Below are 17112 nucleotides of genomic sequence, written 5' to 3'. Positions count from 1 at the left end.
GCTCAGAGCACCGAATTCTGGAAGTCGAAGTTCAGTTCGCTCCCGGCGGACTGGACCATGTTGCCCTGGATGAAATCGACCCCGCCGATCCACATCGCCGCCGCGGCCTGCGGATCCTCGATCTGCTGGCCGATGATGCGCAGCCCGGCGCGGTGCGCCCGGTCGATCGCCGCGCGCAGCTCGTCGCGGGTCTGCTGGTTGGTGTGGCTGTTGGAGAAGCGCGCGGCCATGCGGACATACGCCAGCGGCAGTTGCGCCATCAGTGCGTTGGCTTCATCGCCCGGCTCGAACTGGCTCAGGCAGAAGCGCACGCCGGCCGCATGCATGCGCGTGCAGAACTGCTGGAGGGTGACGGTGTGGATCAGCGCATCGGGCAGGCGCACATCGATGACCAGTGCGCTGCCATCGATCTGCCGGCTCGCCAGCGATTCCAGCAGCCAGTCGCCGAAGGCATCGCGGGCCAGCGTGCGCAGCGACTGCGAGACGAACAGGTGCAGCGGCTGCGCGGCGTGGCGGTAGAGATCGAGCAGGCCCAGCGCGTGGTCGAGCACCTGCTGGTCCAGATCGGCGATGCGCCCGGCCGCTTCGGCCGCGGGGATCACCTGGCCGGCGGCCAGCACGCTGCCATCGGCCTGGCGCAGGCGGAGCAGCACCTGGTACTGCGCGGTGTTGCCGCCGGCGACGGCCACGATCGGCTGGTAGGCCAGTTCCAGTTGGCCTTCGAGCAGGGCCAGGTGCTCCTGCGCAGCGACGTCTTCGCGGCGCACATAGGCGGCCACGCCGGCGGTGAGCAGGCGCGCCTGCAGCGTGGTGCGTTCGACCGCTTCCAGTGCGCTGCCCGCATCCGGGAAGCCCGGCGAGAGCTGGGCATGGCCGACCACGCCGCGCAGGTGCACCGATTCGTCATCGCGGATCACGAAGGCGCGCGAGGAGAGCTGTTGGCGCAGCGCATGCGCCATCGCATCCAGCGTGTCCTCGTCGACATCGCGGGCCAGCACCAGGAAGCTGTTGTCGTTCAGGCGCGCCAGCAGATGCGGCCGCGCGGCGTCGGCCAGGCGCTGGCCGGCCTGGGCCATCAGCCGTTCGAACGCGGCATAGCCATAGCGCTCGCGCAGGCCGAGCGCGCTGGCGATCTCGATGAAAAACAGGCCGCCGCGATCGCGATGGCTGAGCGACGCGCCGAGCTGCTGCATCACGTGGTGGCGGGTCGGGAGCCCCGTTTCCGGGTTGTTGATGGCCGGCGCGCCCTCATTGCCCGACTGCGAGGCTGCCTGAGCGCGTGCGCGGCGGATCCGGTTGGAGACCGCCGCGATCAGATGGCGTGGGCGGATCGGCTTGCTGAGGAAATCATCGGCACCGCTGTCGAGCACTTCGAACTGACGCTCCGGATCCGGGTCGCCACTGAGGAACACGATCGGCAGCAGCTGCTGGCCGGGTTGCTGGCGGATCAGCGCGGTCAGGCGCATACCGTCCAGCCCGGGCAGGTGCAGGTCCATGAGGATCAGGTCGGGCCGATGCTCGGCGATCGCCTGCTGCACGCCCTCGGCATCGCTGTGCACCAGTGCCTCCATGCCGGCACCGTGCAGCACGCTCTGCGCGAACAGGGCCTGCGAACGGTCGTCTTCGACGATCAGCACGCGGTACGGAGAGTCGATGCCCGGCGGCGGCAGGGTGCCGGTCTCGGCGTGCATCGGCGGCAGCAGGGGCGGTGGGCTGGCCGGCGCCGGCGTGAGCGCGACGACATTGCTGGGCGCCGCGGGAGCGGGCGAGGGCTGGCTCTGCCAGCGCTGCCAGTGGTCGGCCGGCGGCGTTTCAGCGCGCGCGGCGCGGGTGGATGCAACAACGTTGTCGTGAACGGCCATCAGTACTCCCAGTCTGCGCCGCAATTATGCGATGAACGCCCATGGGCAGGGCGCGCATTACCGTGGCAGGGTTCCCGGTTTGACCTGCGTCTGGCCGCTGTCGGCCTGACGCATCAGCCAGCGCATGCCTTTCCAGAGCGTCCGCCAGATCATCCACACGATCAGCGCGCCGATCAGGCTGCACGCCACCACCAGGATCAGCGCCAGCCACGGGTGCGCCAGCGCGAGTGCCAGCCCGCCGACCACCACGGTGTCCTCCGCCGCAGAGGCCATCCAGTTGCTGGCCGGTTCGGGCGAGGTGTTGAGCAGGGCACGGGTGCCGGATTTGAGTCCGTGGCTGGCCAGCGCGACGCCGGCCCCGGCGACCAGCGCGGTGCCGCTGAGCTCGCCAGTGGGGGAGAGTGTCGCGGCCGCCAGGAAGGCACCGGCCGGTACCCGGGCCAGGGTCTGGACCAGGTCCCAGACCGAATCGACCCCGGGAATCTTGTCGGCGAAGAACTCGGCAATGGCCAGCGCGGCCGAGGTGCCCAGCACCCACCACGATTCCGTGGCCTGCAGCGCAGGGGGCAGGTCGACCCAGCCGAGCAGCCCGGCCAGGCCGACGCCGAAGACGGTGAGGTAGACGCGGATGCCGGCCAGCCAGGCCAGCAGGATGCCGATCACGAACAGGTGGGCTTCGGTCATGGCACGCGCTCTGGCTGCAGAATGTGCACAGGCGCACACTATCGGGGATGACGTCCATGAACGCCACTGCCCCGATCCCGGGCCTGCGCGGACAAGGCCTTTTCCCTGACTTACACTAGCCCGTCGTTCCAGACAGGGGCCGTTGCGACAGCGCCCGCAGGCGCGGTCGCCCAGGACTGCCATGAATAAACCCGCACCTTCCCGCATCCAGATCCGCCGGCCGGGCATGCCGCCCGTGCAGGACCGCAAGCGCCTGCTGGTGCTGGGCGGGGCGTGGCTGCTGTCGCTGATCCTTGCCGTGCTGCTCGGCGCCTGGCTGGGCTCGCCCGGCGGCGACGTCGGCACCCAGCTCAAGGCGGCGGAGACCCGCAACGAGCGCCTCCAGCAGCAGCTCATCGAACTGCAGCAGCGCCAGGCGACCCTGCAGGCTTCCGACCGCATCAGCCGCGCCGCCAACAACGAGGTCCAGACGTCGCTGGGCGAGCGCGACGAAGAGATCGCCGGCCTGCGCGCCGACGTGGCCTTCTACGAGCGGCTGGTCGGTGCGACCAGCCAGCGCAAGGGCCTGAACACGCATTCGGTGGAGTTCTCGCCGGAAACCGGCGGCACCTGGCAGTACGCCGTGGTGCTGACCCAGAACCTGAACCGCGGGGCGATCAGCCAAGGGCAGATGCGCTTCACGGTGGAAGGGGTCAAGGACGGCAAGCTGACCTCGGTCAGCTGGGACGAGCTGCACCAGCGCACCAAGGTGCCGGGCCAGGAGTATTCCTTCCGGTACTTCCAGCAGCTCACCGGCAGTGTGATGCTGCCACAAGGCTTCACCCCGCAACGTGTGCGGGTCACGCTGGGATCGGGCGCGGGGGGCGCCACCCAGGTATTCGATTGGAAGCAGGCCGGAGCACCGGCGGCATCGGCAAAAGAAGGGGAGTAAGCCCATGTTTGGCAGCAACAAGTCCAACCGCGACGGACATCTGGTCGTGGACGCGCTGATCGGCGCGCAGGTGGTGATCCGCGGGGACGTGGAATTCAGCGGTGGCCTGTATGTGGAAGGCACCATCCTGGGCAAGGTGATCGCCCAGGACGGCGCCAGCAACGCCACCCTGACGGTGGCCGAGCACGGTGCCATCGAGGGTGAGATCCGCGCCCAGGTCGTGGTCATCAGCGGCCGCCTGGACGGGGACGTGCATGCCACCGAGCGGGTCGAGCTGACCCCGAGCGCCCGGGTGACGGGCAACATCCACTACCAGATGGTGGAAATGCACGCCGGCGCCCAGCTGACCGGCCGCCTGATCCACAGCTCGGCGCAGATGGCCCTGCCGCCGCCGTCCGGGGAGGCGGAGGAGGGCAAGGGCAAGGACACCGCCGCCCGCAAGAAGCTGGCCGAGGCGATGGCCTGAACTTGAAAGCGTGCTCATGCGGCCCCATGCTGGGGGCATGAGCACGCTTGTTTCCCTGCCCGGCGCACCCGCCGCCGCGCCGAACTACCAGTCCCTGGACCGTCCGCTGAACTTCACCGAGGCCGCCGCGGCCAAGGTCAAGGAGCTGATCCAGGATGAGGGCAACGCTGCCCTCGCCCTGCGCGTCTACATCGAAGGCGGTGGCTGTTCCGGCTTCCAGTACGGCTTCGAGTTCGATGAGAACCGGGCCGAGGACGATCTGGCGGTGGATACCGCCGGCGTCACCCTGCTGGTGGATCCGCTGAGCCTGCAGTACCTGATGGGCGCCGAAGTGGATTACACCGAAAGCCTGACCGGCGCGCAGTTCGTGATCCGCAATCCGAACGCGAAGACCACCTGCGGCTGCGGCAGCAGTTTCAGCATGTGATGCGCGCGCAACCGGCCGGATGCCGGTTGCCGCTTGCCAGTCCCGCCGAATGTGGGCAGGCTCTTGCGATGTCAAATTTCTCTTCGCAGCTTTCCGGTTTCGCCTTCGTCAGCGAGCCGCTGGAGCGCGCCGATACCCTGCGCGATGACGCCGATGCGTTGTCGCGGCTGTGGCCGGACGCGCGCGTACTGATACTCGACCAGGATGGCACGGCCCTGGCCGGCGATGACGGTCAGCCGCTGCCACTGACCGGCGCCGACCTGGGCGGTGGCCCGGGCACCGCGATCTTCCTCGGCCTGCGCGGCGAGCAGGCCTGGTTCTCGATGGAGGCTGCCGGGCTGTCGGTGACGGCGCCGCAGCGGGTCGACCTGCGCCAGTCCGCCGCCACGTGGTCCATCGCCGATTCCACTGCCTTCTGTTACGCCCGCGGCATGTCCTACTGGCAGTCGCGCACGCGCTTCTGCGGGGTATGCGGCGGCGCGGTGACCTTCAGCCGCAGCGGCTTCGTCGGCCGCTGCAGCCAGTGCGCCACCGAGCACTACCCGCGCGTGGATCCGGCGGTGATCGTCGCCGTGGAGAACCAGGGCAGGCTGCTGCTCGGCCGCCAGGCCAACTGGGCCCCGCGCCGCTATTCGGTGCTGGCCGGTTTCGTGGAACCCGGCGAATCGCTGGAGCAGACGGTGGTCCGTGAGGTCTTCGAAGAGAGCCGGGTGCGCGTGCGCGAGTGCCGCTACCTGGGCACCCAGCCGTGGCCGTTCCCCGGCGCACTGATGCTGGGCTTCGCCGCCACGGCCGAAGACGACGTACCGACCGTGAACGGGGAGCTGGAAGATGCGCGCTGGTTCACCGCCGAGGAAGTGGGCGCGGCGCTGGCCCGGGATGTCGAAGACGACGGCGAAGGCATCCGCCTGTCCCCGCCGATCTCGATCTCGCGCAGCCTGATCGAGCACTGGTACCAGCAGCAGGTCGCCTGACCGTCGGGTGCCGTTGCCGCAGGCTGAACACGCGGCGCGGTACATTACCAACGGCCCGGGGAATTGCCGGGCCGCAAGGCATAGTAGCGGCGCGTTCCACGTCCCGAGCCGGAGGCTTACATGTTCACCACCCTGGTCGCCGTGCTGGTTGCCTTGGCCCTGGGCCATGTCGCGCCGGGCGCGGCCGTCGCGCTGCGGCGTTTCGGCCTCTATCGGCGCTGGCTGCAGTGGCTGGACCGGCATGCCGCCGAGGACGGGACCTGGCGCGGCCGCAAGGGCGCCTGGCTGGCCGTGCTGCCGTTCGTGGCCGTGCTCGGCCTGCTCCAGTGGCTGTTCGATGACCGCATCTACGGCCTGCCCTCGCTGCTGCTGGGCGTGCTGGTGCTGGTGATGTGCTGGGGCCCGCGCGATCTGGACCGCGATGTCGAGGCGGTGATCGATGCCGATGACGCCCACGCGCGCCACCTCGCGATCACGCAGCTGCAGGCGGCCGGTGGCAGCCTGCACGAAGACGTTCCCTCGCTGGTCGAGGCCACCGTGCTCAATGCGCTGCGGCGCTGGTTCGCGGTGCTGTTCTGGTTCCTGCTGCTGGGCCCGGTCGGCGCGCTGCTGTATCGCCTGCTGGCCCTGCTCGCGGTGGGTCCGATGCGGTCGCTGGCCAGCGTGGAGGCGGTCGCCGGTGCGCGCGTGGTGCTGTTCTGGCTGGAGTGGCCGGTGGCCCAGCTGATGTCGCTGTCGATGGCGCTGGTCGGCAATTTCGATACGGCCTTCAAGGCCTGGCGCGGGGCGCATGGCAACCAGTGGTCGGCCTCCACCCATTTCCTCGGCGCGGTCGCGCGGGCAAGCGTGAGTGCCGAACTGCGCGAGGATGCGCACGATTACAGCGATGCGGGCATGGTGCCGGTGTGGCGTCGCCTGCCGGAACTGCGCGATGCGATGAGCCTGGTGTGGCGCATGCTGCTGCTGTGGATGGCGGTGCTGGCGCTGCTGGTGATCGCCGGTTGGGTCACCTAGCCGTACCGGTCAGCCCGGCGCCAACCAGGTAAAGGGGACCCACGGCAGGTTGCGTGCGATCCAGTACGCGGGCAGCAGGATCAGCCAGAAGGCGGGCTTCATCAGCAGCGTGATCAACGGCTGCAGCGCGCGTGGCCGCCAGCCCAGTGCCCAGCCGATCACCAGCGGGGCGATGGCCAGCATCAGCATGGCCAGGGGATTCATCGAGAACGCGGTGACCACATCGCCATGGGCCAGCGCGTGCAGGGCACGCGTCAGCCCGCAGCCGATGCAGTAATAGCCGGTGACCGCCAGGAAGCTGCACGGAGGGAACGGGCTGCTGGCGCTGTTGGGGTCGTAGTGCCGCAGCACCCAGAACCCCGCACCGCCCGCCACTGCGGCCGGTGGCAGCAACGCCAGCAACCAGCGCTTGCCGTGCAGCGCAGGCATCAGCTGTTGCTTTCGATCTGCTGCTGGAACTGCTGCATCTGCTCCATGTAACCGTCCACGCCCATGAAGGCGAGCGAGATCACGAACAGCACGACGCCGGCGATCAGGAAGCCGGTGGTGACCCACGCCCAGATCTTGGCGTTCTTGGAGGCACGACGCGCGCCTTCCAGGTCACCCTGGTTGAGCAGGCCGTTGACCTTGCTGGCGAACACGATCGCGACCACGCCGGTGACGATGCCGGGGAAGCTCAGGCACGACAGGCAGCACACGAAGAACGCCAGGATGGTGACGACGATCGACCAGATCAGGTGATTCGGAACGCTGCCCGGGGCGGGCGGCAGGGGGGCGGTGGCATTCATCAGCGAAGCTCCATTTGCTTGGGTGGGTGTATCAGCGCGGGCAAGGTGCCCCGGGCGGTAATCTAACCGATGTGCCTGCGTCCATGTATACGGTTACATGCAGGCAGGGCGGGGCTCACGCCTGATCGCCTCGAAGCTGCCTCACCTGCGTTTCCAGCATCGGGGCGGTCGCGGCATCGCCAGGGATCGGCGCAGAGGCAACCACCTCGACATGCGCACGGAAGCGGCGGGGCACGCGCATGCGGCCCAACCGCGTGTCGCGCCGGCTCCACATGCTCGACCACATCCCGCGCAGCGCCATCGGCACCACGGGGACCGGGCGGCGCTCCAGGATCTTTTCCACGCCCGACTTGAACGCGCCCATCTGACCATCGCGGGTCAATGCGCCCTCGGGGAAGATGCAGACCAGCTCGCCCTCGGCCAGCGCCTTGTCCACTTCGTCGAACGCGGCCTGCATCAGCGCCGGATCCTCGCGCGCGCCGGCGATCGGGATCGCCTTGGCGGTGCGGAAGATCCAGCGCATCACCGGGATGTTGAAGATCTTGTAGTACATGACGAAGCGCACCGGCCGCGGGATCGTGGCCGACAGGATCAGCGCGTCCATGTAGCTGACGTGGTTGCACACGATCAGCGCCGCGCCCTCGTCCGGCACGTGGGCCTCGATCCCGTGCGGGCGCAGCCGGTACAGCGCACGCACCATCACCCAGCTGAGGAAGCGCATCAGGAATTCGGGCACGATCGTGAAGATGTAGATCGCCACCACCGCGTTGGCGATCGCCAGCGCCAGGAACAATTGGGGGATGGACCAGTCGAGCACGCGCTGGGTCAGCAGGCCAAGACCCGCCGCGAGCACGATGAAGCCCGAGTTCTGGATGTTGAGCGCGGCGAACACGCGCGACATCTCCGACTTGGCGGTGCGGCTCTGGATCAGGGCGAACAGCGGCACCACGAAGAAGCCGGTGAACAGGCCGATGCCGATCAGGTCGATGATGATGCGCGCGCTGCCCGGGGCCTGCACGAACTGCCAGATCGACAGCCCGGCGGCGGCCGATTCGCCGACCCGCGCGAAGTACAGGTCGAGCATGAAGGCGGTCATGCCGAAGGCGCCCAGCGGCACCAGGCCGATTTCAACGGTGCGCCCGGACAGCTTCTCGCACAGCAGCGAGCCGGTGCCGGTGCCCAGCGAGAACAGCGCCAGCGCGAAGATGTACAGCGTGGAGCCGCCGCCCAGGTTCACCTCGGCATAGGTGGGCAGCTGCGAGGTCAGCATGGTGCCGACGAACCAGAACCAGGACACGCCCAGGATCGCGTTGCGCACGGCCTTCTGTTTCTTGGCCATGCGCAGCACCGCCAGCGACTCGGGCAGCGGGTTCCAGTTGATCTTCAGGTCCGGCGCGCCGGCATCGACCTTGGGAATCATCCGCGCGGTGAGGTTGCCCGCGATGGCGAGCACGATCACAGCCGTGGCCGCCACGATCGGACCGTGGCTTCCGGCCAGGGTGAAGATCAGGCCGCCGGCGATCATGCCGGTCAGGATCGACAGCGAGGTGCCCATCTCGACCAGGCCGTTGCCGCCGGTCAGTTCCTCGGGCTTGAGGATCGACGGCAGCACCGAGTATTTCACCGGCCCGAACAGGGTGGACTGCATGCCGGTGCAGAACAGCGCGACCAGCAGCACCGGCATGCTCTCGGTCAGGAAGCCGAGCGCGGCCAGCGACATGATCGCGATTTCCATGGTGGTGGTGATCACGATCAGCCGCGATTTCTCCAGCTTCTCCGCGATCTGGCCGGCCAGCGCCGAGAACAGGAAGTACGGCAGGATGAAGATCGCCGGGGCCAGGTTGGTATACAGCGAGCGCTCTTCGATCGGCGTGCCGAGGAAGAACAGCAGCGCGATGATGGCCTGGCGGTAGACGTTGTCGTTGAACGCGCCCAGCGACTGGACGATGAAAAACGGCAGGAAACGGCGTTGCCTGAGCAGAGCGAACTGACTATGGCCGGACATGGAGACTCCTTGCGAACCGGCGCAGCCTAGCATTCTCCCTGTTGGCGCAGCATGGCAGCGCCGCGGAACGATGCAGGCAGCCCCCGGGCTCAGGTAGCTCACGACCGTTGGTCGTGAGACGTTCCATGGGTCGTGAGACGTTCAACATCCGTATCGACCAACGGTCGATACCTACCGCAGCGTGCGCGCGGCCTCGTTGGCGGCACCGCGCAGCTTGGGCAGCAGGCGCAGCATCAGCCCCATCTGGGTGCGGATCAGCTGCAGCTTGGGCGGCATGTCGTCCGGGATCTGCTCCAGCTGCTCGGCCAGGGCGCGGTCGCCGTCGTTGGCGTCCTCGGCCACCGGCTCGCGCTGCTGCAGTGCGCTGGCGATCTGCTGCATCGCCTGTTCGACGCGTTCCCCACCGGACAGCGCCAGCGGATCCTGGCCGTAGCTGTCCAGCTGGGTGCGGTGGGCGCCCAGCGCGGAGAGATGGCCGAGCAGGGTGTTGGACAGCGCCAGAAAGCGGAAGCCGGCATCCAGGTTGCGGCGCACGTGGCCTGGCTCGCGCAGCATGTTCGACAGTGCCGTGGACAGCGCCGCATCGGCGTTGTGCATGTCGCGCCGCGCGATCCGGTAAGCCAGATCGTCCTGCATGCCGCTGCCGTACTGGCCGAGCACCGCGTGCAGGTACTTCGCGCAGTTGTCGAGCACGCGCGCCATCACCAGGTTCAGGCGGCGGCCCTGCCAGTCGGGCAGGATCAGGAACGCGGCGGCCGCGGCGATCGCACAGCCCAGCAGCGTATCCACCAGCCGCGGCCAGATCAGCAGGAAGCCATCGCCGATCAGGTTGAAGCAGGTCAGCGCCATCACCGTGATCGCCGCCGAGGCCACCAGGTAGCGATCGCTGCGGGTGAAGAAGAACAACAGCGCCGAAAGCAGCGCGATCAGCAGTTCGATGCGCAGGTCCTGGAACAGCTGCATCAGCGCCCAGGTCAGCACCAGGCCGATCAGCGTGCCGGCGATCCGCTGCGCCAGCCGCTGGCGGGTCGCGCCGAAATGCGGACGACACACGAAGACGATGGTCAGCAGGACCCACGAGCCGTTCTGGGCGTTGAACAGTCGGATCGCGGCGAAACCGACGATCAGCGCCAGCGCCATGCGCAGGCCATGCCGGAACAGCACGGAACCGGGGGTGAGCTGCTGGCGGATGCGCACGCCCATTTCGCGCAGCGTGTGCGGGTTGGTATCGCGCAGGCGGGTATCGACGTTGTCCAGGGTAGACTCGGACTTCTCCGCCTCTGACAGGCGGCGTTCGATGCTCTGCAGGTTGTGGCCGAGCAGTTCCAGCGAGGCCAGCAGGCGCTGCCACTGCGGATTGTGCTGGGCGCGCAGCCAGGTCAGTGAATCGGTGAGATCGGCGGTGGCCTGCTTGGTGCGCTCGCCGTACTGGAACGGCTGGCGCAGGCGGATGGCCTGGCCGAGGTTGGCGCAGGCCTCGCCCTGCAGCGCGAGCAGGCGCTGGCAGCGGTACAGCACGTCGCTGTGGAAGAACGCCTCGGTGAGCGCGCCATACGGATAGTGCGAGGAACTGGCGCGTTCGTGGAAGTCCTGCGCCATGTAGTACAGCCGCAGGTACAGGCCGGACTGCACGCCGGGCCGGCCGGAGCGGCCGAAGCGGGCCAGGATCGCGGTCTTGGCGATGTTCAGGGCCTCGACCACGCGCCGGTTCTGTTCGGCCAGGGCCAGCTGGCGCTTCTGCACATCGGCATCGCGGACCGGTTCGAACAGATCGGCCTTGAGCTGCAGGTAACGACCCAGTTCCAGGTACAGCCGCGCCACGCGCTCGCGCACCGGCCGATTGGCGAACAGGGCCGTCCACAGGATCGAGAGCAGGGCGTACCAGACCGCGCCGGCCAGCAGGTGGCTGACCGCATTGATTGACTGTGAAAGATCGGCCGCGCCGTGCTGCTCCAGCCCGATCATGGTGTAGATGGCCAGCGTCACCGTGGCCTGCGCGATGGAGGCATAGCGCTCGCCCAGCGCGCCGAGCAGGGTCAGCCCGAAGGTGGCTGCCGCCAACGCGGTGATGAACCACCACGGATGCGGGAACAGCAGCACCACCGCGGCCGCCGCGGCCACGAAGCACAGCAGCGACAGCGCCACCGATTTGATCCGCCCCCACCAGTTGTCGTCGGTCTCGGCGATCGCACTGGCGATGATGCCCAGGAACACGCCGGGCAGGGCGGTCAGCTGGTCCAGGTACCAGCACAGCCCCATCGCCGCGGACAGCGCGATGAACACCCGCAGGCCATAGCTGGCCTTCTCATGCGCCCACAGGCGGCTGACGCGGGTTTCGAACGAAGGCATGGCGACTCGGCGGAAGAGAGGCCGCCATTATTGCCGGTGCGGGGTGAAGGGGACACCTTCACCGCCGAGGGTAGTGCCGGCCGCTGGCCGGCTGTCCTGCATGGTTGGCAGCCCGGCATGGTTGGGAGCCCGGCATGGTCGGGAGCCGGCCAGCGGCCGGCACTACCTGTGGGTTTTCCGGTTACATGTCGAAGCGCACGCTTACCGCGAAGGTCCTTGGCAGGCCCACGCCTGCATTGGACCAGTACTTTCGGTTGGCGAGGTTTTCCACGCCGGCGCGCCAGGTGACGGGGTGGCCCGCGGCCTGCATGCGGTAGCCCACGCCGGCGTTGACCAGCGTGTAGTCGGGCAGCTTGAGGGTGTTGTCGGCGTCGTAGTAGACGTCGCCGTAGTAGCGGGCCAGTGCATACACGCTCAGCCCCTCGACCTGCGGGACGCTGTAATCGGCATGCAGCACGCCCTGCCAGCGGGCGGCGCCGGCGGTACGGTTGCCTTCCTGGGCCGCGCTGCCCGGGGAGAGCTTGTCGTAGGTCGGGTCCAGCCAGGTGACGCCGCCGCCGAGGGTGAACGCATCGGTCAGGCGCACGTCGGCGCTGGCTTCCACGCCTTCGTAGAGGGTGATGCCGTCCTGCACCAGCCGCTTGCCGGCGGAGGTGATCAGATCGATGTTCGCGCCACGCTCCAATCGGAAGGCGGCCGCATTCGCGCTCCAGCGCGGGTACTCGATCTTGGCGCCGAACTCGTACTGCTTGCTGATGGTCGGGTCGAGCACGTCACCGGCATTGATGTAGTCGCTGCCCACGCGGCTGCCGGCTTCCAGCGATTCGACGTAGCTGGCATACAGCGTCACCGCATCGGCCGGCTTGTACATCAGGGCGTAGGTCGGGGTGACCGGATAGGTGTGGTACGCGCCCTTGTTCTCGAAGTCGTTGTAGCGCGCACCGGCCAGCAGCGACCAGCCATCGGCGAAGCTGACGGTGTCGCTGACGAACACCGCCTGCTGCACGGTCTCGCTGCCGCGCGTCAGCACGCGCGAGCCCACCGCGTCGTGGCGCAGGGTCGGGCGCTGGTAGATGTTGCCGCGGCCGAGGGTGTTCCATTCGTACGGGCGGTCCCAACCCAGCCCGGTCTGGTGGGAGACGCCGGCAACGACCTGGTGCGACAGCGGGCCGGTCTGGAAGCGGCCCTGCACGAGGGCCTGGGCCAGCTTCCACTCGCTCTTGCCGCCGAGCTCGTAAGTGTTGACGTCGTAATCGCCGTTGACGTCATCGATGTAGGCGAAGATCTTGTTGACGTCATTCCAGGAGGTGGTCACGCCATAGCTCAGGCTGGCCTTCCAGTCGCTGTTGATCTGCCAGTCCAGGGCGGTGGAGAGCAGGCTGGAGCGGGTGTCGTAGTAGCTGCCGTCGATGCTGTTGTCGATGTCGCCCGCAAGCGGACGCGGCAGGCCGGTCAGCCCGATGAAGTAGTACTGCGGGGATTCGTTGCCGAGATCGCGCGACTGGAACACGCCATCGAAGGTCCAGGTGAGGCGGTCGCTCAGGCGCGCGTCCAGCGACAGCGCACCAACCTTGCGGTCCACGTCGCCACCGTTGAAGGTCTCGCCCTTCTCCTGGTAGGCATTGAAGCGGTAGCCGAACATGTCCTCGTTGCCGAAGCGCCCGCCCACATCGACCTGGCCGCTGACGATGCCGGCCTCGCGCCAGCCCAGCTGCGCCGACAGCGTGGTGACCTCGGTGGGCTTTTTGGTGACGTAGTTGACGATGCCGCCGGGCTGGCCGAAGCCGTACATGAAACCGCCGGGACCCTTCAGCAGTTCCACCTGCTCCATGACTTCCAGTGGCCACTCGGTGCCCCACGAGGACACCTGCAGGCCGTTGACGCGGTAGCTGTCGTAGCTCAGCTCGATGCCGCGGTTGCGGATCGGCGAGCTCCAGCCGCTGGCATAGGCGCTGACCTGGGTGACCACCGAGGGGTCGGTCAGGAAGGCCTCGCCGAGCGAGACCACCTGACGCTTCTCGATGTCTTCCCGGCCCACCACCGAGATCGCGAACGGGGTGTCGCGCACGGCGCGGTCACCCAGGGCGCCGGTGTCGGTGTGGGTGCGTTCGGCGGTGACCTTGATGGCATCCAGGTCGGTGGCGGAGCGCGCCCGGGCGCCGCCGTCGGGCGCGGACTGGGCATGGGCGGCGCAGGCGAGCGACAGCGCAACGGCCAGCGTGGCCAGGCGGGGCAGGGAGGACGACAGCATCGATGGGTTCCTTGGCGGACAGCACAACGCCGTCCGCGATCTACAGAGGGCGGGGGAGGGTCGATGGCTGGATCGCGCAGGCTGGCCGGGAACCGGCAGCGGGGGCATCGCAGAGGGCGATGCAGGACCGTGGCTGGATGAGAATTGTTGTCGTTTTGTTACATGGCGTCAAACCGGGGCGCACCTACCGGGCGTACCTGCCTGACGTACCGACCAACGGTCGGTACCTACCGGGCGATGGCGCTGCGCTTCAGGGCGCGCTTCTCGCGGCGCCGCGCGCGACGGGCCACCCAGCGCTCGCGCAGGCACGAGAAGATCACGTACAGCGCCGGGGTGCTGAGCAGGGTCAGGCTCTGCGAGAACAGCAGGCCGCCGATCATCGCGATGCCCAGCGGGCGGCGCAGCTCGGAGCCTTCGCCGAGGCCGATCGCCAGCGGCACCGCCGCCAGGATCGCCACCATGCTGGTCATCATGATCGGGCGGAAGCGCACGATGCTCGCTTCGCGTGCCGCTTCCAGCGGGGACTTGCCGTGCTCGCGCTGCGCCACCACCGCGAAGTCGATCATCATGATCGCGTTCTTCTTGACGATGCCGATCAGCAGCACCAGCGCGATCATCGAGATCACCGACAGCTCGGTGTTGGTGCCGTACAGCGCCAGCAGCGCGCCCACGCCCGCCGCCGGCAGCGTGGAGAGGATGGTGACCGGATGGATCAGGCTCTCGTAGAGCATGCCCAGCACCAGGTAGACGGTGATGATCGCCGCCATCACCAGGATCAGCATCGCCATCGGGTCCGAATCGAAGCCGAAGCCCGCGTCCTCGGCCAGGCGGATGTCGCCGGGCATGCGCATGCCGTTGACCGTGCTGTCGATGATGGCCTTGGCCTCGCCCATGCTGGTGCCGGGGGCGAGGTTGTAGCTCAGCTCCATCGTGGTGTACTGGTTTTCGTGGGTGATCTGCGACGGGGCCAGCCCCGGCACCTGCTCGGCCACGGCCGTGATCGGCACCATCTCGCCATTGCCAGCGCGCACATGGATCTGGTCCAGCGCCCCCGGTGTCGCGGTCTGTTCGGGCAGGGCGTTGACCACCACGCTGTACTGGTTGATGTCCGAGTAGATCGTGGAGATCTGGCGCTGGCCGAAGGCACCGTACAGCGCGCCGTCGATCGCACCGACCGACACACCCAGGCGTGCGGCCTTGGCGCGGTCGATCACGATGTTCTGGCGCAGGCCGGCAGCGTCCACGTCGGTGCCGACGTCGGCCAGCTTCGGGTTCTTCTTCAGCGCGGCCTGCAGCTTGGGCAGCCACTCCTGCAGCTGGGCCAGGTCGTTGCCCTGCAGCGAGACGCGGTACTGCGCGCCCTGGCTGGCACCACCGCCATCATTGCTGGGCAGGTCCTGGATCGCACGCAGCCGCAGCTGCAGGTCCGGGTAGCGGTCGGCCTTCGCGCTCAGGCGGGCCAAGGCCTCCGCCGTGGTCTCGCGGCGGCCGTCCTTGCGCGACTTCAGTTCGACGTTGAACTGCGCGCTGGATCCCTGGCGGCCACTGCCCAGGCGCACGCCCACGGTCTTCACCGCCGGGTCGGCCATCAGCATGTCGGTGATGCGGCGCTGGCGGTTGACCATGTCTTCGAAGGAGACGGTCGCACTGGAATTCGCGCGGCCCCAGATCAGGCCGGTGTCCTGGGCCGGGAACGCGCCCTTCTTGACCGCACCGAACAGGAACACCGTGGCACCGATCAGCAGCAGCGGGGTCAGCGACAGCAGCAGCGCATGGCGCAGCGAGAAGTCCAGCAGCTTCACGTAGATGCGCAGCATGCGGTCGTGGCCGGCATCGAGCAGGCGGCCGAAGCGGCTCGGTGCGCCGCCATCGGCATGCGCGCTCAGGAAGCGGCTGCACAGTGCGGGCGTCAGGGTCAGCGAGATGACCATCGAGACCACGATGGCCGCGACCAGGGTGACGGTGAACTCCCGGAAGAACGCACCCATCATGCCCTTGGCGAACAGCAGCGGGATGAACACCGCCACCAGCGAGGCGGTGATCGAGACGATGGTGAAGCCGATCTCGCGCGCGCCGGTGAGGGCGGCCTGCATGCGCGTCATGCCCTCGTCGAGGTGGCGCATGATGTTCTCGATCACCACGATCGCATCATCGACCACGAAGCCGATCGCGATCACCAGCGCCAGCAGGCTCAGGTTGTTCAGGGTGAAGCCCAGCACGTACATCACCAGCGCAGCGCCGGCCAGCGACAGCGGCACGGTCACCGCGGCGATCAGGGTCGGGGCGAGCCGGCGCAGGAACAGCGCCATGGTCAGCACCACCATCGCCAGCGCGATCAGCAGGGTGATCTGCACTTCATGCAGCGAGGAGCGGATGGTCGGGGTACGGTCGAAATAGGGGGTCAGCGTGGTGCCCGGCTGCAGGTAGTCGCGCAGGGTCGGGATCTGCGCCTTCACCCGGTCCACGGTTTCCACGATGTTGGCGCCGGCGCGGGTGAACACGTACATCACCACCGCCGGTTTGTGGTTGAACCATGCGGCCTGGTAGGCGTCCTGCTGCCCGTCGTAGACGTTGGCGATGTCCTGCAGGCGGATCACGCGGCCATCGTCGGCGGTCTTGATCACCAGCTGGGCGAAATCGGCCGCGCGCGCCACGGAGTCGTTGGCGATGATCGCGGTGGTGGTGTTGCCATCGGTGAGGAAGCCGGTGGGCGAGGTCACGTTGGCGGCGCGCACGGCGTTGCGCAGGTCATCGGCGGTCAGGCCGAGCGCGTTCATCAGGCGCAGGTTGACGTCCACGCGCACGGCCGGCGTGGAGGCGCCGGCGATATCCACCGAGGACACGCCGGTGATCTGGCGGATGCGCTGGGCCAGCAGCGAATCGGCCACGTTGTAGAGGTCGTCGGCCGACTGCGTTTCCGAGGTCAGGGCGATCGCGATGACCGGGTCGTCGTTCGGGTTCGCCTTCTGGAACATCGGCGTGCCCAGCCCGGCGGGCAGGTCGGACTGCGCCGAGTTGATCGCGGTCTGCACGTCCAGCGCGGCCGAATCGATGTCGCGGTCGCTCTGGAAGATCATGAAGACCAGCGAGCTGCCTTCCGAGCTGGACGAGCGCATGCGGTCGATGCCCGGCAGCTGGCCGAGGTGGCGCTCCAGCGGCGCGGTCACCGTGGAGGCCATCGTCGTGGCATCCGCGCCGGCCTGGTTGGCATGCACGAAGATCACCGGGATCTGGATGTTCGGCAGCGCCGACACGCCCAGCTGCAGGTAGCAGATCACACCCACCACGAACAGGCCGATGGCCAGCAGGGCGGTGCCGATCGGGCGGCGGATGAACGGGCCGGAGATGTTCATCGAACGCC

13 protein-coding genes are annotated in these 17112 nt (G+C 68.2%); 5 read left to right on the top strand and 8 right to left on the bottom strand.

What is annotated here, in order from left to right; all coding sequences use genetic code 11:
• Positions 1-2: 2 nt before the first annotated feature.
• Positions 3-1862 carry an EAL domain-containing protein gene (locus ABE424_RS10335; protein WP_346490632.1) on the bottom strand — a complete coding sequence of 620 codons (1860 nt, stop codon included), beginning with the start codon at positions 1860-1862 and terminating at the stop codon, positions 3-5.
• A gap of 57 nt (positions 1863-1919) precedes the next feature.
• Entirely contained in the window at positions 1920-2546 is a 627-nt protein-coding gene (locus ABE424_RS10330) for a DUF4126 domain-containing protein (RefSeq protein ID WP_346477867.1), read from the bottom strand.
• 181 nt (positions 2547-2727) lie between these two features.
• On the opposite strand from ABE424_RS10330, the gene ABE424_RS10325 reads away from it, so the two are divergent.
• From ABE424_RS10325 to ampE, 5 genes are all read left to right on the top strand, one after another.
• Complete coding sequence (locus tag ABE424_RS10325; protein ID WP_346477866.1) at positions 2728-3477, top strand: DUF6776 family protein; 750 nt, start codon at positions 2728-2730, stop codon at positions 3475-3477.
• Positions 3478-3481: 4 nt separating this feature from the next.
• Positions 3482-3943: a polymer-forming cytoskeletal protein gene (locus tag ABE424_RS10320; RefSeq protein WP_346477865.1), complete on the top strand. Its 462-nt coding sequence runs from the start codon at positions 3482-3484 to the stop codon at positions 3941-3943.
• Positions 3944-3980: 37 nt separating this feature from the next.
• Entirely contained in the window at positions 3981-4370 is a 390-nt protein-coding gene (gene erpA / locus ABE424_RS10315) for an iron-sulfur cluster insertion protein ErpA (RefSeq protein WP_019185327.1), read from the top strand.
• Between the two features lie 68 nt (positions 4371-4438).
• Positions 4439-5344 (top strand): NAD(+) diphosphatase, encoded by a 906-nt coding sequence (gene nudC, locus ABE424_RS10310; protein ID WP_176987974.1) that lies wholly within the window; start codon positions 4439-4441, stop codon positions 5342-5344.
• Between the two features lie 120 nt (positions 5345-5464).
• Positions 5465-6358 carry a regulatory signaling modulator protein AmpE gene (gene ampE, locus ABE424_RS10305; protein ID WP_346490633.1) on the top strand — a complete coding sequence of 298 codons (894 nt, stop codon included), beginning with the start codon at positions 5465-5467 and terminating at the stop codon, positions 6356-6358.
• Between the two features lie 9 nt (positions 6359-6367).
• On the opposite strand, the gene ABE424_RS10300 is transcribed toward ampE, so the two are convergent.
• From ABE424_RS10300 to ABE424_RS10275, 6 genes are all read right to left on the bottom strand, one after another.
• The gene (locus ABE424_RS10300) at positions 6368-6787 is read right to left on the bottom strand and encodes a DUF2752 domain-containing protein (RefSeq protein ID WP_346490634.1); all 420 of its coding nucleotides are present in this window, start codon (positions 6785-6787) and stop codon (positions 6368-6370) included.
• On the bottom strand, positions 6787-7146 hold the full coding sequence (locus tag ABE424_RS10295) for a CD225/dispanin family protein (RefSeq protein WP_176987977.1): 360 nt from the start codon (positions 7144-7146) through the stop codon (positions 6787-6789). Before ABE424_RS10295 ends, ABE424_RS10300 begins: the two co-directional genes overlap by 1 nt.
• A 115-nt stretch (positions 7147-7261) precedes the next feature.
• Positions 7262-9151 (bottom strand): MFS transporter, encoded by a 1890-nt coding sequence (locus ABE424_RS10290; RefSeq protein WP_346490635.1) that lies wholly within the window; start codon positions 9149-9151, stop codon positions 7262-7264.
• 171 nt (positions 9152-9322) lie between these two features.
• On the bottom strand, positions 9323-11500 hold the full coding sequence (yccS, locus tag ABE424_RS10285; RefSeq protein ID WP_346490636.1) for a YccS family putative transporter: 2178 nt from the start codon (positions 11498-11500) through the stop codon (positions 9323-9325).
• Positions 11501-11681: 181 nt separating this feature from the next.
• The gene (locus ABE424_RS10280) at positions 11682-13751 is read right to left on the bottom strand and encodes a TonB-dependent receptor (RefSeq protein WP_346490637.1); all 2070 of its coding nucleotides are present in this window, start codon (positions 13749-13751) and stop codon (positions 11682-11684) included.
• 227 nt (positions 13752-13978) lie between these two features.
• Positions 13979-17104 (bottom strand): efflux RND transporter permease subunit, encoded by a 3126-nt coding sequence (locus tag ABE424_RS10275; protein ID WP_346490638.1) that lies wholly within the window; start codon positions 17102-17104, stop codon positions 13979-13981.
• Positions 17105-17112: the final 8 nt, after the last annotated feature.

Origin of the sequence: Stenotrophomonas sp. TWI1149 (assembly GCF_039673155.1) — a bacterium.
GTDB classification, from domain to species: Bacteria; Pseudomonadota; Gammaproteobacteria; order Xanthomonadales; family Xanthomonadaceae; genus Stenotrophomonas; species Stenotrophomonas maltophilia_AA.
Note: the sequence above shows the minus strand (reverse complement) of the source record. Positions and strands in the feature narration are given on the sequence as shown.